The 19,268-nt window shown below is 74.2% G+C and carries 12 protein-coding genes; 3 read left to right on the top strand and 9 right to left on the bottom strand.

What is annotated here, in order from left to right; translation table 11 throughout:
• Positions 1-21: 21 nt before the first annotated feature.
• From ABDB74_RS03355 to mfd, 4 genes are all read right to left on the bottom strand, one after another.
• On the bottom strand, positions 22-1,353 hold the full coding sequence (locus ABDB74_RS03355; RefSeq protein WP_346621739.1) for a mechanosensitive ion channel family protein: 1,332 nt from the start codon (positions 1,351-1,353) through the stop codon (positions 22-24).
• Positions 1,354-1,408: 55 nt separating this feature from the next.
• Positions 1,409-2,326 (bottom strand): MazG family protein, encoded by a 918-nt coding sequence (locus ABDB74_RS03350; RefSeq protein ID WP_346621737.1) that lies wholly within the window; start codon positions 2,324-2,326, stop codon positions 1,409-1,411.
• A 4-nt stretch (positions 2,327-2,330) separates the two neighbouring features.
• Positions 2,331-3,329, bottom strand: coding sequence for a peptidylprolyl isomerase (locus ABDB74_RS03345; protein ID WP_346621735.1), 999 nt, complete (start codon positions 3,327-3,329; stop codon positions 2,331-2,333).
• A gap of 145 nt (positions 3,330-3,474) precedes the next feature.
• Positions 3,475-7,020, bottom strand: coding sequence for a transcription-repair coupling factor (mfd, locus tag ABDB74_RS03340; protein WP_346621733.1), 3,546 nt, complete (start codon positions 7,018-7,020; stop codon positions 3,475-3,477).
• A gap of 285 nt (positions 7,021-7,305) precedes the next feature.
• Between mfd and ABDB74_RS03335 the strand changes: the two genes are divergently transcribed.
• Positions 7,306-8,514: a Wzz/FepE/Etk N-terminal domain-containing protein gene (locus ABDB74_RS03335; RefSeq protein ID WP_346621731.1), complete on the top strand. Its 1,209-nt coding sequence runs from the start codon at positions 7,306-7,308 to the stop codon at positions 8,512-8,514.
• Here ABDB74_RS03335 and ABDB74_RS03330 read toward each other — a convergent pair.
• Complete coding sequence (locus tag ABDB74_RS03330; protein ID WP_346621729.1) at positions 8,511-9,728, bottom strand: hypothetical protein; 1,218 nt, start codon at positions 9,726-9,728, stop codon at positions 8,511-8,513. The two genes, ABDB74_RS03335 and ABDB74_RS03330, sit on opposite strands and share 4 nt — an antisense overlap.
• A gap of 120 nt (positions 9,729-9,848) precedes the next feature.
• Between ABDB74_RS03330 and ABDB74_RS03325 the strand changes: the two genes are divergently transcribed.
• Entirely contained in the window at positions 9,849-11,024 is a 1,176-nt protein-coding gene (locus tag ABDB74_RS03325; RefSeq protein ID WP_346621727.1) for a glycosyltransferase family 4 protein, read from the top strand.
• On the opposite strand, the gene ABDB74_RS03320 is transcribed toward ABDB74_RS03325, so the two are convergent.
• Both ABDB74_RS03320 and ABDB74_RS03315 read right to left on the bottom strand, forming a co-directional pair.
• The gene (locus ABDB74_RS03320; protein WP_346621725.1) at positions 10,978-12,234 is read right to left on the bottom strand and encodes a hypothetical protein; all 1,257 of its coding nucleotides are present in this window, start codon (positions 12,232-12,234) and stop codon (positions 10,978-10,980) included. The genes ABDB74_RS03325 and ABDB74_RS03320 overlap by 47 nt on opposite strands.
• Positions 12,235-12,329: 95 nt before the next feature.
• On the bottom strand, positions 12,330-16,841 hold the full coding sequence (locus ABDB74_RS03315; RefSeq protein ID WP_346621723.1) for a PKD domain-containing protein: 4,512 nt from the start codon (positions 16,839-16,841) through the stop codon (positions 12,330-12,332).
• A 368-nt stretch (positions 16,842-17,209) separates the two neighbouring features.
• On the opposite strand from ABDB74_RS03315, the gene ABDB74_RS03310 reads away from it, so the two are divergent.
• Positions 17,210-17,971, top strand: coding sequence for a CDP-alcohol phosphatidyltransferase family protein (locus tag ABDB74_RS03310; RefSeq protein ID WP_346621721.1), 762 nt, complete (start codon positions 17,210-17,212; stop codon positions 17,969-17,971).
• A 68-nt stretch (positions 17,972-18,039) separates the two neighbouring features.
• On the opposite strand, the gene ABDB74_RS03305 is transcribed toward ABDB74_RS03310, so the two are convergent.
• Positions 18,040-18,768 carry an acyltransferase gene (locus tag ABDB74_RS03305; protein WP_346621719.1) on the bottom strand — a complete coding sequence of 243 codons (729 nt, stop codon included), beginning with the start codon at positions 18,766-18,768 and terminating at the stop codon, positions 18,040-18,042.
• 24 nt (positions 18,769-18,792) lie between these two features.
• Entirely contained in the window at positions 18,793-19,227 is a 435-nt protein-coding gene (locus tag ABDB74_RS03300; RefSeq protein ID WP_346621717.1) for an adenylyltransferase/cytidyltransferase family protein, read from the bottom strand.
• Between the last annotated feature and the right edge of the window lie 41 nt (positions 19,228-19,268).

Below are 19,268 nucleotides of genomic sequence, written 5' to 3'. Positions count from 1 at the left end.
AACCAGCCGCGCCAGGCGACCTCAGCTGCCGCGCGCCGGGTGGCGCTCGTCCGGGGGCCCGGGCATCGCGTCCCGGTCGGCGATCTCCTCGGGGCTGGGCCCGGCGAACGCCCGCGACCGCTCCCGCGCCTCGGTGCTGCCGGTGAACAACGAGCTGTCCGTCACCGACGGCGCGGCCGGTCTCCGGTCCGCCCGGGCGGCCGACGGGGCGGTGGGGGCCCCTTCGACGCGTACCCGCGGCAGCCCCGCGGGGTGCTCCCGCTGCAGCCAGCCGACGAGCTGCTCGCGCACGTGGCAGCGCAGGTCGAACAGCGTCCCGGCGTCCTGGGCGCTGACCAGCACCCTCGCCCGCACCACCGAGCCCACCGCGTCGGTCACCTGCAGCACGCCCACCCGGCCGTCCCAGAGCTCCGGCCCCCGGCCCCCCTCGTCCTCGAGCAACCGGTGCAGCTCCGTGCGCATCTCGTCGAAGGGCACCGTCCAGTCGACGTCCAGCTCCACCGAGCCCAGGACGGCGGACTCCTTGCGGGTCCAGTTCTCGAACGGCGTGGTGGTGAAGTAGGTCGACGGCAGGACCAGCCGGCGATCGTCCCAGATGTGGACGACGACGTAGGTTAGCGTGATCTCCTCGATCCGCCCCCACGCGTCCTCGACCACCACGACGTCGTCCACCCGGATCGCATCGGTGAAGGCCAGCTGCAGCCCGGCGAAGACGTTGGCCAGCGACGTCTGGGCGGCCAGGCCGGCGACGATCGAGATGACCCCTGCGCTGGCCAGGATGCCGGCGCCTGCGGCCCGGGCGGTGGGGAACGTCAGGAGCATCGCGGCCGCCGTCAGGACGGCGACCAGCACGATCGCCAGCCGGCGCAGCAGCGAGATCTGCGTGCGGACCCGGCGGGCGTGCCGGTTGTCGACGACGTCGACGTCGTACCGGGCCAGCGCCAGGTCCGCGGCCACGTGCACCGCGACCACCAGCAACCAGCCGACCGTCGCGATCAGGACCAGTCCGAGGACGCGTACCACCGGGTCCCGCCACTCACCGACCTCCGGCGCCGCGTCGAGCACCACGGTGACGGCGATGAGCACCAGCAGCGTCCGCAGCGGCGTCCGGCCGCGCCGCGACAGGTCGGCGGCGACCACGGAGCTGCGGGCCAGCCGGCGCACCACGACACCGATCAGGACGCCGACCAGCCAGGCGCCGAGGGCGGCGGTGGCCACCAGGGCGAGGAGCTGCCAGGTCTCCTCCGGGAGGAGGCCCTCGACCTGCTCGACGGCGGCGCGGGCCGGGGCGGACGCGGGGACGGGTGCGGACAGGGCGGCGCTCCTTCCTGCGGCGACGGGTGCGGTCGGCACCACCGGGCAACGCTAGGTCCTGCCGGTCGGCCAGGCACCCCCCGGCCGGGGTGGATCAGCCCCGGGCGCGGTCGGCGGCCTCGGCGTCCAGCTCGCCGGCATAGCGGCGCACGGCCTCGCGCAGCGCGTCCTCGACGTCCCAGCCCCGCGACTCGGCGGCCGCCACGACGGCGAGCAGCCGCTCCCCCAGCTCCTCGGGGCTCGCCGCCGAGAGCTCCGCCGGCGCGGGCGTCGGCAGGCCGACCCGGCCCGCCCGGCGGACGAGCGCCGCGCCCCAGGAGGCCGCGGGCTGCGAGCGGGAGACCCCCTCGGTGGGCGAGCGGCGCTGCTTCTCCGCCTTCTTGATCTCCTCCCAGCCCGCCTCGACCTGCGCCACGTCCCGAGGTCCGGCGTTCCCGAACACGTGCGGGTGCCGGCGGACCAGCTTGTCGACCAGGTCACCGGCGACGTCGTCGACGTCGAAGCGGCGGCCGGCCCCGGCCTCGGCGGCCACCCGCGCGTGGAAGACCACCTGCAGCAGGACGTCGCCCAGCTCCTCGCGCATCCCCACCGGGTCGTCGTCGACGATCGCGTCGTACGCCTCGTGCGCCTCCTCCAGCAGGTAGCCGCGCAGCGACGCATGGGTCTGCTCGGCGTCCCACGGGCAGCCGCCGGGTGAGCGCAGCCGGTCCATGACCGCCACGACGTCGAGCAGCCGGGCCCCCGGCGGCTCGGGGGCACCGGCCACCACCTCGGCCCCGGGCACCGGCTCACCGGCGGGGACGAGCAGCACGACGTCCCCGGCGAGGTCACCGGCGGTGGCGACGTCGGGCACCTCGGCGACGGCCAGCCCCTCGGCCCGCAGCGCCTCCGCGGTGCCGGCGGCCCCGGGCAGGGCGGCCAGCGGCCGGCCGGAGGAGACCGCCCGCCAGCCGGCCGGGCTCAGCAGGCCGGCGAGACGGGGGCTGACGGCGACGGCGAGGGCGACGGGCACCCGGTCAGTCTGCCGAAGGGACGCGGAGCTCCGGCGCGGCGGCCGGCTCCTCCAGGATCTGCACGACACCGCCGTCACCGGGCGGCAGCAACCGGCCGTCCTCCCAGACGGCGTACCGCGGGTTGACCGTGATCCCGAGGTCGGCCCGCACCTCCTCCAGGAGCGGCCGGACGGCGGCCTCCACCTCATCGGCGGCCGCCGCCTCCAGCCGGGGACGCAGCTCCTCGAACGAGGGGTACACGACCCCGGCCTTGAACCCGACGACGACGCCACCGGCCTCGGGGACCGGCATCGAGAAGGCGCCACCCGGTTCCAGGGGAGCGAGTTGCTCGGCGAGCGGCGCCGGCAGCTGCTCGACCGGCTGCCGCTGGAGCTCGGCGAGCGTGTAGGGCCCGGGGAACCGGGCGGCCACCTCGGGGTAGCTCCCCGGGTCGGCGGCCAGCTCCCGGACGACCGCATCGGCCGTCGCCTGGTCCGGGACCGTGACGTAGCCGAACTCCACCTCGGCCAGCTGGTCGCGCACCTCCTGGTAGCGCTCGCGCAGCGCGGCCTCCTCGAGGGCCTCGTCGCGTGCGGTCGCGTCGGCCAGCTCCAGGCGCACGAGCTGCTGGCGGACGCTCTCCCGGACGTCGGCGCGGCCCACGCCCCGCTGCGCGAGCCGGTCGTACACCGCCTCGGGGTCGTCGCCCAGCAGCTCCCGGATCCGGGCGGTCACCTCGCCCTCGGTGACCTGCACGTCGTACCGGGCAGCCGCGGTGTCGTGGATCTCGCCCTCGATCAGCAGGCCGAGCACGCGGCGGGTGAGCTCCTCCTCGCTGCCGGCCACGGCGGCGGCGAGCTCCGGGTCGGCCAGCCGCTGGTCGACGGCCGACCGCAGCTCACCGACGGCGATCTGCTCCTGCCCCACGTAGGCGGCGACGTCGGGGGCCGACCGGCAGCCGGCCAGCGCGACGGCGACCAGGAAGACGGCGGCGCTCGCCCGGGCAGCGCGGTGGATCAGCACGCCCGGGAGACTCCCACATCCGGTGTGACCTGAGCCGCATGCCGCCCCGGTGGACGCCGTCCTCAGGCGGCGACGGCACGGCCGCCCTCCGGGCCGCGGCCCGCTCCTCGCCCGCCGGCGCTCGCCGCGATGCCCGGCGCGGCCGTCAGGCGGCGACGGGCTGGTCGAGGACCGCGCGCAGCGTCGCGTGCAGGTTCTCGAGCAGGGCGACGTCCCGGAGCGGGGTGCGCCGGTCCGGGCCGACCGGCACCTTGAGGGAGATCGTCTGGACCGCCGCCTTGTACGAGGCGCCGTCGGCCAGGCGGGCCAGCCGCATCTGCTTGGACTCCGGCAGGTCCACCGGGCCGACCCGGATGGTGCGGCCCTGCAGCGTCACCTCGATGATGCCGAGCGCACGCATCGCCACCCGGAACCGGGCCACGGCCAGCAGGTTGAGCACCGGCGCCGGAGCAGCTCCGTAGCGGTCGGTGAGCTCGTCGAGCACGGCCTGCGCCTGCTCGTCGTCCTGGATCGAGGCGACCTTGCGGTAGGCCTCCATCCGCAGCCGCTCGCCGGGCACGTAGTCGTGCGGCAGGTGCGCGTCGACCGGCAGGTCGACCCGGACCTCGACCGGCTCGGCCGGGGCGTCCTCGCCGCTGACCTGGGCCCGGTAGTCGGCGACGGCCTCGCCGACCAGCCGCACGTACAGGTCGAAGCCGACGCCGGCGATGTGGCCGGACTGCTCGCCGCCGAGCAGGTTGCCGGAGCCGCGGATCTCCAGGTCCTTCATCGCCACGGCCATGCCGGCGCCGAGGTCGGTGTTGTGGGCGATCGTGGTGAGCCGGTCGACCGAGGTCTCGGTGAGCGTGCGGGTGGGGTCGTAGGTGAAGTAGGCGTAGGCCCGCTCGCGCCCGCGGCCGACGCGGCCGCGGATCTGGTGCAGCTGCGAGAGGCCGAAGGTGTCGGCGCGGTCGACGATCAGGGTGTTGGCGTTCGGGATGTCCAGGCCGGACTCGACGATCGTCGTCGCGACCAGGACGTCGTACTCCTTCTCCCAGAAGCCGACCATGATCCGCTCGAGCTCGTGCTCCTTCATCTGCCCGTGCCCGACGGCGATCCGGGCCTCGGGCACCAGGGAGCGGATCTTCGCCGCGGCCTTGTCGATCGACTGCACCCGGTTGTGGATGACGAAGACCTGGCCGTCGCGCAGCAGCTCGCGGCGGATCGCGGCGGCCATCTGCTTGTCGCTCCAGGCGCCCACGTAGGTGAGCACCGGGTGCCGCTCCTCGGGCGGGGTGAGGATCGTCGACATCTCGCGGATGCCGGTGAGGCTCATCTCCAGCGTGCGCGGGATCGGGGTGGCCGACATGGACAGGACGTCGACCGCCGTCCGCATCGTCTTCAGGTACTCCTTGTGCTCGACGCCGAAGCGCTGCTCCTCGTCGACGATGACCAGACCGAGGTCCTTCCACCGGGTGCTGGGCTGCAGCAGCCGGTGGGTGCCGACGAGCACGTCGATCTCCCCGGCCGCCAGCTGGCGGAGGATCTCGGCCGCCTCCCTGTCCGACTGGAACCGGGAGAGCACCTTGACCGTCACCGGGAACTGCGCGAAGCGCTCGGAGAAGGTCTTGAAGTGCTGGTTGGCCAGCAGCGTCGTCGGCACCAGGACGGCGACCTGCTTGCCGTCCTGCACCGCCTTGAACGCCGCCCGCACGGCGATCTCGGTCTTGCCGTAGCCGACGTCGCCGCAGATGATCCGGTCCATCGGCACCGACTGCTCCATGTCGGCCTTGACCTCGTCGATCGCGGCCAGCTGGTCGGGCGTCTCCTGGAACGGGAAGGCGTCCTCGAGCTCGCGCTGCCAGACGGTGTCGGGGCCGAAGGAGTGGCCCGTCGTCGCCATCCGCGCGGAGTAGAGCCGGATGAGCTCCCCGGCGATCTGCTTGACCGCCTTGCGCGCCTTGGCCTTGGTGTTCTTCCAGTCCGCGCCGCCGAGCTTGGACAGCGCCGGGGCCTCCCCGCCGACGTAGCGGGTGAGCTGGTCCAGGGCGTCGGTGGGCACGAACAGCCGGTCCGGCGGCTGGTTCCTCCGCGAGGGGGCGTACTCGACGATCAGGTAGTCGCGCTGCCCGCCGTTGACGGTCCGGCTGATCATCTCGATGTAGCGACCGACGCCGTGCTGCTCGTGCACGACGAGGTCGCCGGGCTGCAGCTGCACCAGGTCGACGGCGTTGCGCCGGCGGGCCGGCATCTTCACCGCGTCCCGCATCGAGGTGCCGCGCTGCCCGGTGAGGTCGTGCTCGGTGAGCAGCGCCAGGCCGATGCCCGGGAAGGCGAACCCGGACTCGAGATTGCCCTGGGTGACGTGGGTCAGCCCGGCGTCGGGAGCGCCGGCGACGTCCGGCACCAGCCGGATGCCGAGCTCGGCCTGGCCGAACTGCTCGGCCGCGCGCTGCGCGGGCCCCGGCCCGGCGAAGGTGACGACGACCCGCCAGCCCTGCCGCTGCCAGCCACGCATCCGCTCGACGGCCGCGCCCTGGTCGCCGTGGAACCGGTCGACGGTGGTCGCGTCGAGGGTGATCTGCCGCTCGTCGTCCTCGGCCTGGAGCGTGAAGGCGCCGGTGGTCCACCACGGCAGCCCGCGGGTGCGGGCCGCGGTCTCCACGTCGGCGAGATCGCGGAAGGACGACGCCCCCAGGTCCAGCGGGGACTCCCCCGCCTCGGCGGCCGTCGCCCACGAGGCGGCCAGGAACTCCTCCGCGGTGCGCACCAGGTCGGCGGCGCGGCTGCGCACCCGCTCGGGATCGCAGACCAGGACGTGGGTGCCCGCCGGCACCAGATCGGTGAGCAGCTGCATGGCCTCGTCCCCGATGAGGGCCGGGGTCAGCGACTCCATCCCCTCGACGGCGATGCCCTCGGCGAGCTTGCCGAGGACCTCGAGCAGGCCGGGGTGCTCCTGGGCCAGGGCGGCGGCGCGGGCGCGGACCTCGTCGGTGAGCAGCAGCTCACGGCACGGCGGCGCCCACAGCCGGTCCGGCCGTTCGTCGAGGGAGCGCTGGTCGGCGGCGGAGAAGTAGCGCAGCTCGTCGACCTCGTCACCCCAGAACTCCACCCGCACGGGGTGCGGCTCGGTGGGCGGGAAGACGTCGAGCAGGCCGCCGCGCACGGCGAACTCGCCACGCCTCTCGACCAGCTCCACCCGCGTGTAGGCGGCGTCGGAGAGCGCGCGGGCGACGTCGTCGAGCTCCGCGGCGTCCCCCGGCTTCAGCTCCACGGGCACGAGGTCGCCCAGACCCGGCGCCAGCGGCTGCAGGATGCTGCGGACCGGGGCGACGAGGACGTCGATCGTGCCGTTCGCGCCGGGGTGGGTCAGATCGCGCAGCACCGCCAGCCGGCGCCCGACCGTGTCCGCCCGCGGGCTGAGCCGCTCGTGCGGCAGGGTCTCCCAGGCGGGGAAGGTCTCGATCCGCCGCTCGGGCAGGAAGCAGCGCAGCAGGTCGGCGGCGGCGTCGGCGTCCCGTTCGCCGGCCGTCACCAGGAGGACCGGCACGCCGGTGCGCTCGCCACCGCCCGCCGCGGCCAGCCCGGCGGCGACCAGCGGCTGCAGCGACGGCGGTGCGGTGACGGCTAACTCCGTCTGCCCCGCGGCGGCGACCACGCGGGCCATGCCGGGGTCGGTCAGGACGACGTCGAGCACGCCGCGCAGGCTCACGCTTCTTCTTCTCCCGGGGATCAGGGACGGCCTCCCGACGAGCCGCCGGGTGCGGCAGGAGCCGAGGCCCAGGTTAGTCCGCGCGGCGGCGGCATGCCGCGGGGGACCGGACGGGCACCTGGCCACCGACAGGCACGCCCCGATGGGGTGATGTGCCCCCAGGAGGCGGCGTCGGCGCCCCTTCTCCGGACCTAGTCTCTGCCGGGCGAGTCTCGATGCCGGCCAGCACGGACACCCCTTCGGGCCGCCCGGGCCGGATGAGCGACGAGCCGATGGGCAGGCGACATGGAACTGCACGACTACCTGACCGCGCTGCGGCGGCACTGGCGGGTCTGGGCCGGCGTCACCGTGATGAGCCTGCTGGCAGCCCTGTTCCTGAACGCCGTGCTGCCTCGGACCTACGTGGCCACGGCCCAGGTCTTCGTGGCGAGCACGTCCGAGAGCACGGCGGGCTTCCAGTTCGTCACCCAGCGGGTCAAGAGCTACCTCGACGTCGTCGACAGCCCAGCGGTCCTCGAGCCGGTCATCGACGAGCTGGCGCTGGACCGGTCGCTGGAGGCGCTGCGGGCCGACGTGTCGGCCGGCAATCCCGCTGACACCTCCCGCGTCGACATCTCGGTCACCTCCTGCGACCCCGCTCAGGCCGCCGCGATCGCGAACGCGGCCGCCGAGCGGTTCACCACCGCCGTCGAGGAGCTCGAGGCCCCGGCCGGGAGCACGTCCCCGGTCCGGCTGACCGTCACCGGTCCGGCCAGCCCGCCCGCCTCCCCGGAGTCGCCGCGGTCGGATCTCCTGCTCGCCCTCGGCCTCGTCGTGGGCGCGTTCCTGGGCGCTGCTCTCGCCGTCGTGCGCAGCCGGATGGACACGTCCTTGCACACCCCCGAGGACGTCCGCCGCGCCTGGGGCACCGTCGACGGACGCATGCCGCCGCTCCTCGCGGCGCCGGAGGGGCGGGGGCGGCGCAGCCGGCTCACCGGCCGACCGGCCGCGCTCCTGGCCCGCCGACTGGAGGCGCTCGCCGAGTACCGGCCCGTCCGGGTGCTGCTGATCTCCCCCGCGCCGGGCAACACCGCGCCCCTGCGGCTGGCGACCGAGGTCGCCGGGGAGCTGCGCGAGGTCGGCACGGCCGCGGCGGTCAGCGGCACGTCCGAGCAGGACACCGAGGCCGCCGGCCAGGTCGGCAGTGGTGACCGTCGTGCCCGGGTGCGCCTCGCCGTCGGCGACCCCCTCCTGCCGGTGCGCGACCGCCGGCGGCTGACGGGGCAGTACGACGCCGTGGTTCTCGTCCTGGAGGACGGGCGGGTCGATGCAGCGGAACTCCGCGAGATGCGGGACATGCTCGACGTGGTCCAGGTGCGCCCGCTGGCGCTGGTCCTGGTCCCGGCGACGCGGGCCACGCTCCGGGGCGAGGCGGTACCGCCGCCGGTTCTGGACCCACTGCCCACCGAGGAACGGCGCCGAGCCGACCGCGCCCCGGCCGGCTCCGCCTCCTAGCGCCCGGCGCTCGGTAGGCGGCCGGGCAGGGCCGCGCCCAGGTCGTCGACCACCGGTCGTGCCCGGCTGCCCCTCTCGGCGAGCAGGGCCACGGCGACGAAGGTCAGCGCCATGGGAGTCGCGTCGAACAGCCCGCTCTCGAGGACGCTGCGTCCGAGGACGAACGTGAGGAGCCCCGTCAGGAGCAGCCGGTCCGCCGGCGGCACGTGCAGCACGCCACGACAGGTCCACAGCGCCCAGGCCAAGGCGACGGCCAGCCCCACCACACCGCTCTGCACCAGCGCCGAGACCCAGCTGCTGTCGAGGAGCTGGGTGTCCCAGTGCTGCCCCTCCACGGGGATGAGCTTCACCGACAGCCCGCCGCCGAACGCCGTCTGCCATGGCCCTTCGGCCCAGGTGAGCGACGCCCGCCAGGCGATGAACCGGGCCGCCAGGGTGCTCGCCCCGGCGCCATCGCGCTCGGCGAACTCCCCCACCGCCCCGGTCGAGACGGCAGCCAGGGCACCGAGGCCCACCGTGATGAGGCCGCCGACGACCAGCCCGACCGGCAACCGGCGCACCTGCACCACCATGACGACGACGGCGACGACCAGCACGACCAGCGCCGTCCGCGACCCGGTGGCCCACAGGACCCCGGTGAAGGCAACCGCCACCACCAGATCAGCCGGCCCGGCCGCACCGAGCAGGGCGCGCCAGGCCACCCACAGCACGACCACCGCGGCCAGCGCCGCGAGTTCATTGGGGTTCAGCGGTGGGAGCCCGCCCTCGAGCCGACCGGAGCTCAGGTGCGGGAAGCCGGTGACCGCAGCGAGCGCGGCGATCGAACCGGAGGCCCACACCACGCCGGCGAAGAAGTCCGCCCCGGACGTGGACCGCAGCAGCAGGAAGACCGTGGCGACGAGGATCAGGACGCGGACGGCGACGACCCCGCCTGCGAGCAGGGTGCCGTGCCCCAGGGCACCGAGCAGGCCGGCGAGCAGGACGGCGACCAGGAACCAGAGGCTGCCGGTGCCGAGCCGACGCAGAGGCCCTCCCGACCGGACCGTTGCGGCAGCGATCAGCAGTGCGATCACGCTCACGACCGCCTTACCGACGACGACGGCGTCCAGCCCGCCGGAGAAGATGGTGCCTCGGCGCCACACCACCGTGCCGGCCACCACGAGCAGGCACACGACGAACACGCGCGCCGGTGGCCTCACGGGGGGCTGGTGCACCGTGGCTCCTCACAGCTCGCGGCCCTGGGCACGCCTACCGCGCCGCGCAGAATCCTAGGGCTGATCTGCGACGATGGACTGGGTCCCGGCCGGGGCCGTGACCCGAGAGGGGGACGTTCGGTGCCCGAGGAACCCGCCCGGATGACGGTGGCCGTCGCCCATCCGTCAGCGGACCTCTACGGCTCGGACCTGCAGCTGCTGGAGAGCATCCGTGGGTTGCACGGCGCCGGCTGGCGGGTCGTGGTGACGCTGCCCGGCGACGGCCCCCTGACCCCCCGTCTCGAGGAGGCCGGCGCGGAGGTGCACCTGCGGCCGGTGCCGGTGCTGCGCAAGAGCCTGCTGACGCCCCTCGGCCTGGTCCGGCTGGCCGCCGCGAGTCTGCGCGCGCTGCCCGGGATGTGCCGGTGGCTGCGCCGGGTCGACGCCACGGTCGTCTACGTCAACACCGTGACCGTGCCCCTGTGGCTGGTGGCGGCGGGGCTGGTCCGCAGGCCTGCGCTGGCGCACGTGCACGAGGCCGAGCAGGGCGGCCGGCTGGTGAGCGCCGGGCTCAACGCCCCGCTGCTGGCCTCCCGCACCGTCGTCGTCAACAGCAGGGCCGCCGCCGAGGTCGTACGGGCAGCACTGCCTGCGATCGCCCGGCGGACCACGGTCGTGCACAACGGCGTCAGCGGGCCGTCGGCCCAACCCGCCCCCCCGGTCCGGGACGCCGCCGGAACACGGCGGGTGGTCGTGGTCGGCCGGCTCTCGCCGCGCAAGGGCATCGACGTCGCGGTCGAGGCCGTCGCCCGGCTGCGGGCGGACGGTCGCCCCGTCGAGCTGGAGCTGTGCGGCACGGTCTTCCCGGGCTACGAGTGGTACGAGGCGGAGCTGCGCGAGCGGGCCGCCCGCCCCGACCTGGCCGGCGCGGTGACCTTCTCCGGCTACGTCTCCCCCACGTGGCCGGCCCTCGCACGCGCCGAGGTCGTGCTGGTCCCCTCCCGGGCGGAGCCGTTCGGCAACGTCGCCGTCGAAGCCCAGCTCGCCGGGCGGCCGGTGATCGCCTCCGGTGTGCAGGGACTGCGGGAGATCGTCACCGACGGGGTGACCGGTCTGCTCGTGCCGGCGGACGACCCGGCCGCGCTCGCCACGGCGGTCGGCCGGCTGCTCGACGACGACGACTTCGCCGCCCGCCTCGCCGCCGCGGGACGCGCCTCCGCCCTCGAGCGCTTCACGCCCGAGCGGTACCGGGCGGCCGTCGTCGAGGCGGTCAGGCAGACGGCACGGGCGCGAGGTCACGGGGCCGCGACCGGGTGACGAGCGGGCACAGCACACTGCGCCGCACCGCTGCCGCCGCCAGGACCGGGCCGATCGCCAGGGCAGCCGGCGCCCATACCGCGCCTCCGGGGACCATGAGCACCAGCACCCCGACCGCCGCCAGCGACAGGAGCTCCAGCGACCGCAGTGCCAGGACGCGCCGCTGCTGGTGGTGGGCCGCCGCCATCGCCGCATAGGGCAGCAGCAGGGCGCTGGCGACGGCGTACAGCGACCACCCGGCGACCGCGGTGGCCGGCACCGCGAAGGTACCGCCGGTGAGCAGCGGCGCGAGCCAGGGCAGGAACCCGACCGCGGCGATACCGAGCAAGGCCACCACCATCACCAACCCGGAGGCGGCGCGGTCGGCACTGCGCAGGCCGGCGGCCGGGCTCTCACGCCCCGCGACGAACCAGGGCAGCAGGAAGGAACCCAGCCCGCCGACAACCAGCAGCGTCGGGGCGGTGACCACCCGTGCGGCCTCGATCGGGCCGTAGGCGGCGGCCCCCGCAGCCGTGATGACGAGCAGCCGCAGCAGGGTCAGCAGCGCCGGCCGGATCACCTGCGCGGCGGCGCGGTAGACGCCGAAGGCCCAGACGGCACGCAACGCCGGCCGCCGCCAGGGCCCCGCCGGACGCTCGAGGGCGGGCAGCCGCCACCAGGCGACCCCGGCAGCGAGCAGCTGCCCGGCGAGCAGGGCCAGGACGAAGTCGCCGAGGACGAGCCCGCCCCTCGTCGCCGCGAGCACGAGGACGGCGAGCGCGCCGGCCAGTGCCACGAGGTCGACCGCCGGGAGGGCCCAGAACCGCCCGGCGGCCATGAGCAGCCTGCGGAGCAGGTCCTCGACCATGAAGGCTGCGGCCGCCAGGCCGATCAGCACCGCTTCGCCCGGTCGGGTCAGGCCGGACAGCGCGCACACGGCCGCACCGGCCAGACCCATCGCCCCGGCGAGAGCGGCCGCCCAGACGTGCAGCGCGGCACGGACCCCGCGCTCCTGACGGTCGAGGACGGTCAGCGAGTCCCCGACCAGCCCGCTGCTCACCGCCGTCACCAGGACGATCGCGCCGTACACCAGCGCGAATCCGGCGAGCCCCGAGGCGCCGAGAGACCGGGCGGCCGCCACCTGCAGCACCAGGCCGCCCAGGGCCTGGGTCGCCTGGGCCGCGACGGCGCCGGCCACCCGGCCTCGGAGCGCTCGCACCAGCGTCGTCACCGGTCCATCCTCCCCACCGTGCCGCTGTGTTCCCGGCATTGCGCCGGCCGGTCCGAGGTGTGGCGCTGCCGCACCGCGGTACCGGTCGGCGCGGATCAGCCCTGCAGGGGGCCGGCCCGGAAGGCGGTGACCCGGACCGAGACCGGTGCGGTGGCACTGCCGGAGAGGTAGGCGGAGATGCCCACCCCGCCCGGGGTCTGGAGCGACGGCGTGGTGTCCGTCCGGGTCACCGTCGGTGTCCCGGGCTCGGGACTGCCCGTCGACCACACCGTGGCGGCGAGCTCTGTCGTCCCCATGCCCGTCGCCTGCACGCGGACCGACAGCGCGGTGCCGGGCACGTAGACGAGGTCGGGGACGACGACCTCACCACCGATCACCGATTCGCTGGCGGTGCCGGCCTGGCGGGTGAAGGCGACCGCGACCCGGCCGTCGGCCAGCATCCGCAGCCGCGCCCGGTACTCCTGGTACGTGCCGACCACGCGCGCCCGGACGTAGACGTAGGTACCCGCGCCGGTGGGGGCCGCCGACAGCGAGAACGTCGCCGTCAGATCGGTGTCGGCCGCCGAGACGCCGGTGAGGGCGCTGCCCGTGTTGTTGCCGGGCGCCAGGAGGTCCAGCGTGGCGGTGCCTCCGGCCACCGACTGCCGGGTGCCGCCGAACGTGGCCGTCCACGGGCCGCCGACGTCGGCGGTGCCCAGGCCGCCGGTGACCGTCCGAGCGAAGGTGTCCAGCGCGAACGGCTGCGGCTCGGCCGGGTCCTCCGGCTCCTCCCCGCCATCCGCGGGCGGCGCGCTGACCGTGAGCGTGCGCTCCGCGGTGCCGGTGGCGCCCTGGTCGTCGGTGACGGTGAGACGCACGGTGTACGTGCCGGCTGTCTCGTAGACGTGTGTCACCGTGGCCCCGGTACCGGTGGTGCCGTCTCCGAAGTCCCACGCCCAGCCGGTGACCGTGCCGTCGGTGTCGGTCGAGCCGGTGGCGTCGAACGATCCGGTCAGCTGGTCGGCAGTGGCTGTGAACGCGCCCTGCGGCGCGGCATTCGGCTCCGGCTCCGGCTCCGACGCGCCGACAGGCACGGCGGTCAGGCCGGTGAACCGAACGGCCAGCGGGGCCGTCGAGCTGCCCGAGAGGTAGGCGGACAGGCCCAGCCCACCGGCCGCCTGCAGCGAGGCGCTGGAGTCGGTCCGCGTCACCGTCGGTGTGGCCGGCTCGGGCGTGCCCTCGGCCCAGACGGAGAGCGCGAGCTCGGTGGTCCCGGCGCCCTGGACCTGCGTGCGGACGTTGAGCACCGTGCCGGGAACGTAGGTCAGGCCGGGGACCACGACCTCCCCGCCGATGAGCGTCTCGGAGGCGCTGCCGGTCTGCCGGCTGAAGGAGACCGCGACGCGACCGTCGGCGAGCATGCGCAGCCGCGCCCGGTACTCCTGGTACGTGCCCACGACGCGACCGCGGACGTAGACGTAGGTACCACTGCCGGTGGGCGCCGCGCTCAGCGAGAAGGCGGTCCGGAGGTCGGCGCTCGTGGTGGCGACCCCGGTGAGGGCAGAACCGGTGTTGTTGCCCGGCGCGGCCAGCTGCAGGGAGGCGACGCCGTCGGCCACCGACTGCCGGGTGGTGCCGAAGGTGGCCGTCCAGGGGCCACCGACGTCCGCGGTACCGAGACCGCCGGTGACGGTCCGGTCGAAGGTGTCCGACGCGAGCACGCTCGGGGTGACGACCGTGACCGGCTGCTCGGCCGTGGTGGTCGCGCCGTCGTCGTCGGTCACCGTGAGCCGGACGGTGTAGGTGCCGTCGGTGCCGTAGCTGTGACGGATGGTCCGACCAGTTGCCGTCGTGCCGTCACCGAGGTCCCAGGCCCAGCCCACGACGGTGCCGTCGCCGTCACTGCTGCCTGAGGCGTCGAGCGCCACGCTCAGGCCGGTGGCCTGCGCGTCGAATGCGGCGTCCGGCGCCCGGTTCGGCTGCGGCGCGGTCACGGTCACCTGCCGGGTGACGCTCGCGGTCGCGCCGCGGTCGTCGGTGACCACGAGACGGACGGTGTAGGTGCCGGCCGCGCCGTAGGCGTGCTCGACGCGGGATCCGTCACCGCGGGTGCCGTCACCGAAGTCCCACGCCCATGCGCGGATCTGACCGTCCCGGTCGGTCGAGCCGGTGCCGTCGAAGGCGGCGGCGAGGTCCGTGACCGAGGAGGTGAAGGCGGCTGTCGGCGCCGAGTTGGTCACCGTCCCGGTGGTGGCCAGGGTGTGGTGGGCACGGACGCGATCGGCCGGCAGGACGGTCCGGTAGACCGCGACCTCGTCGATGCGCCCCTGGAAGAAGTTGGCGCCGGCCCAGGACGTGTCACCGCCGATGCGCCACTGGCCGGTGTAGCCGTTCTGCGCGTGGTACACGTCGGCGCGGGAGCCGACCAGTGCGCCGTCGACGTAGAAGGACATGCCCTGGGGGCCGAGCGTCCCCACGACATGGTGCCAGCGGCCGTCGTTGAGACGGTTCGTGGAGGTGATCGTCCGCATGCTCCCGGGGAAGACGCCGAAGGAGACCCGCCCCTGCGCGTCCATGTAGATGTGCCGGTCGTTGTGGTAACTCGTCCCGGTGACGGCGTTGCCGTAGCCGATGATCTTCCCGCCACGCGTGGAGGTCGTCTGGAACCAGGCCTCGAGGCTGAAGGTCTGGGGACCGAACGTCGCACCGCGGTTCGCCACGGCGTAACCGGTGGACGAGCCGTTGAAGGCGAAGGCGGTGTCCCGGTCACCGGTGAGGGCACCGCCCTGGCCGCGCGTCACGCCGCTGTTGACGGTGAGGTCGTTGCTCCCCACCCGGTCACGGGCCATGCCCGAGTTCTCCGAAAGCGACCACAACGACTCCGCACCATCGGCACGCACCATGTCGACGTAGGCCCGGGCGGGGGTGGTGCCCGACGTGGCGGTCACGGTGACCCAGGCCGTGTTGATGCGGTTGCCGGCCGGATCGGTGGCGCTCACCCGGTACGTGTGCGTGCCGGGGGTGACCCCCGTGTCGGTGAAGGCCATGGACGGGCGGTCCCAGAACTGGGAGGCCGCCGTGCGCGTGTGCACGGGAGTGCCGGCCGCGCCGTCCTTCCACACCCGGTAGGTCAGGTTGCCGTTGTCCTGGTCGGAGACGGCGTTCCAGCCGACGCGCACGACACCCGGCGACACGGCGGTGGCCGTGGCGGTGAAGCCCGCCGCGCTCGGGGCCACCTTCCTCGGCGCGTTCTCCGCGAGGGCGAAACGGACGAGGCCCTGCTGGTCCTTGCCGTTCACCCGTGGGAACTCCCCGCCGTAGACGACGTACCGGTCGTTGCCGGCCACCGACCAGCCCGCCTGCGAGGCCCCGGACACCGTGCCCTGCGTCATGATGGGGAACCAGGGCAGCAGGGACGGGGCGGGCTTCCCGGTGAAGTTCGCGTTGGCGATGGTGGCGGTGCCCACCCGGCCGGTGGCGACGAGGCTCGTGGCGGTCGCGAACCGGTTGATCTGCGGGTCGTGCTCCGGGAACCCCCCGATGTTGCTGCACACGTGCGGGTGCCCGGCGATGTAGAGAGCGCCGTTCATCGGGAAGCTCGAGTAGGTGTCACCGTGGCAGTCGTTCATCCACTGCAGGACTCCGCCGTCCGCGGCGGCCTTGAACGAACCCTCCACGTTGCCGGGGCCGTAGTAGTCGTACCCGGTGCCGTAGACGTAGGTCCCGTCGGTCGACAGGCTGTAGATCGCCGAGTTGATTCCCTGATTGGTGATCAACTGGTTGACCGCGAAGGCGCGGTTCGCACCGGAGGCCGCATCCATCGCCGCGATCCCCGTCGCCCGGGCGCCGTTCATCGTGTAGAAGCGCCCGGAGGCCACGATCTGCCTGCCGCCCAGGGTGACCACCAAGCCCGTGACATGGTCACTCGTCGCCGTGTTGCCGTCGTCGTTGCCGTCCGTGGGACCGGTGCCCGGGCGAGGAGCCCACGGCAGCAGGGCGCCGTTGTCCGCCCGGACCGCGGCCAGCCGGTGCCGCGCCGTGGAGCCGACGGCGGAGATGCCGCCTCCCAGGTAGACGGTCGTGTCGGTCGCCGCGATGGCCCGGACCTGGCCGGAGACGCTCGGCTTGAAGGTGTCGATCAGCCGGCCGGTCGCGGTGCTGTAGGCCGCGATCTTGCGGCGGACCTGGCCGTCGGCCTCGGTGAAGTCACCGCCGACGTAGATGCGGGAGCCGTCCGGGGACGCCGTGACGACCAGCGCCTGCCCGTTGAGCCGGGGGGCGAACGAGGTGAGGAGTTCGCCGGTGCGGATGTCGTAGGCCAGCAGGTTGCCCCGCGGGGTCTCGCCCACGCCCGCCGCGGCACCGGCCGGGCGCGCGGAGGAGAACTTGCCGGCGACGTACACGGTGTTCCCGACGACGACCTGCGACCACGCGATGCCGTTGATCTGCGTGGTGGGCAGCGGGTCCGCCGTCACCGTGCGCGGTGTCGCCGGATCGGTCGGATCGGCCGGTGCGGAATCCGCCCGTGCCACGGCCGTCACGGAGATCGCTCCGGTCACGAGCAGTGCGGCCACGACGAGCGCGACCATCCGTTCGAGCGCCGTCGTCAGGCCTGTCCGATCCGTCATCTCGATGTTCCCCCCGCGCGGTCGGCTCGAGCCCCCAGCTCGAGCAACCGTCGGATACTAAGCGTGACGATCACGGGCCCTCCAGACCACGAACGTCACTCGATGTAGTTCACCTTGCCACGTCCACGAGCCTTATGTGGTGCTGTAACTACTCCTGGTAACGCAACGCCGTAACGCTCCGCAGTGGAGATGGCCGCAGCCGCGGCGCGACGCCGGTCGGGTCGGCTGCCGGGCTCACCCGTGGGGGTCAGCCCGACCGCGAGCCCCTCCCGGCCCGTCCGCGGCGGGGCGAGGATGGCCGGGACCGGGACTCCGGCCGGCCTCGCCGGTGGCGCCCGGGAACCGACGCTCCAGGAGGACCCAGCACGATGGCCGCGATCCACCCCGTCCGATCCCGGCCCACTGTCACCGAGGCCCTGGCCCAACTACGGTCGGCGGGCAAGTCGAACTACGGCATCCCGCTCTACTCGCGGGTGGTCAACCGTCCGCTGGGCCGGCGCTTCGCCGCCGTGGCCCACGTGCTCGGGATGACTCCGAACCAGGTGACCGCCGTGAGTGCGGCCCTGACGTTCACCGCCATCGTCATCGTCGCCACGATGCCCCCGGGCGTGGTCATGGGCGTGGTCGTGGCGGCCCTGCTCTGCCTCGGGTACGCGCTGGACTCCTCCGACGGGCAGCTCGCCCGGCTGCGCGGCGGCGGCACGCTGACCGGCGAGTGGCTCGACCACATGATCGACTGCGCGAAGAACGCCTCCATCCACCTGGCCGTGCTGATCTCGCTCTACCGCTTCGGCGGGGTGGACGAGACCGCCCTGGCGCTGCCGGCGGCCTTCCAGGTCGTGGTGACGGTCCTCTTCTTCGGCAACACGCTCATCGAGCAGCTGCGCGGCGGGCCGCGTCCCGTGCGCGACGCCGGAGGACGCCGGTCGATGATCCGGTCGGTGCTGATCGCCCCGGCCGACTACGGGCTGCTGTGCGTGGCCTTCGTGGCTTTCGGCTGGCGGCCGATCTTCCTCACCGCCTACGCCGTCCTCCTGCTCGGCAACATCGCCTACCTGACCGGGGCGCTGGTCCGCTGGCGGCGTCAGCTCGCCCAGCTGGACGCCGACCGCCGCGCCGCCACGGCCTGAGCCGGCCCTCTCCTCCGGAGGGCCGGGCAACCTGGGTGACAGCGGCCTGTCACCCAGGTTGCGGGTCGTCAGCGGGAGCGCTCGCGGAGCAGCCGCGCGGGCACCCCGCCGTACACGCCGTACGGGGGGTAGTCCCCCGCCACCACCACGGCGCCGGCGGCGATGACGCAGCCGTCGCCGATGCGGGCCCCGTCCAGGACGGTCACCCGCGAGCCGATCCAGCAGCCGTCTCCCACCTCGATGCCCTGGTGGGTCACCCCCTGGTCCCGGATGGGCAGCTCGCGGCTGGCGAACACGTGATCCTCGGAGTGGAACGACACGTAGTTGCCGACGATGGTGTCGCGGCCGATCGTGATCCCCCCGGCGCAGCCGTACAGGGAGTCGGTGCCCAGGCCCGTGCCGTCACCGACGGCCAGACCGGCGCCCAGGGTGGCCACGCTGCCCGTGCACTCGATCCGGGTGTTGCGGCCCACGGTGACGCCGTTGCCGAGTGTCACCCCATGGACCGACGTGGCGTCTACGAGGCTGCCGTGGCCGAAGGTCACCCCCCGCCCGAAGAGCAGCCGGTGCTTGGCGCGCAGCCGGACGCCCCGGCCGACGAACGGCCGGGGCGAACGGGTGGGGAACCGCGCGAGACCACGGGCGGCCATGGCGGCGCGCTCGAGGACGAGGGAGCCCAGGGTTCCGACGGGGATGCGCTCATCGATGGCGAGAGGCCGGCCGCGCAGTTCACCGGCGCGACGGATCAGCCAGCGACGGAGCCGGTCCTCGGCTCCGGGCGTGACGGGTGAGGCCACCGCGGGGTCTCCCATGACCACGGGTCAGCCCGCGACCGGCCGGGTGAGACGGGTGAGCGCCGCACGCAGCAGCGTGCTCGACGTCTGCGTCGTGTACGGGAAGTAGTGCACCCGGACACCTCGCTGGGCGAAGTCGCGCTCGAGGGCGTTCCACTTGTCCGTGCCCTTCCAGTCGTCGCCGACGAAGACCGCGTCGAAGCGCAACTGCTCCCATGCCGCGAGCTTGTCCATCGTCGTCTGGGGCACGACCTCGTCGACGTACTGGACGGCGCGCACGATCTCCATCCGTTCCTCGAACGGGATGACCGGCGTCTTTCCTTTCACCGCGAGCGACAGCTCGTCGGTGGTCACCCCGACGACGAGGTGGTCGCACAGCATCCGCGCGCGGCGCAGGATGTTGAGGTGTCCGATGTGGAACATGTCGTAGACGCCCGTGGTGTAGCCGACTTCGCGTGCCATGCCGGTTCTCCGCTCGTGCTCGTGAGGCATGGCGACGGGGC

It is taken from the genome of Blastococcus sp. HT6-4 (assembly GCF_039679125.1).
Classification (GTDB): Bacteria; Actinomycetota; Actinomycetes; order Mycobacteriales; family Geodermatophilaceae; genus Blastococcus; species Blastococcus montanus.
The sequence above is the reverse complement of the archived record's forward strand: the minus strand, read 5'-3'. Positions and strand labels throughout refer to the sequence as shown.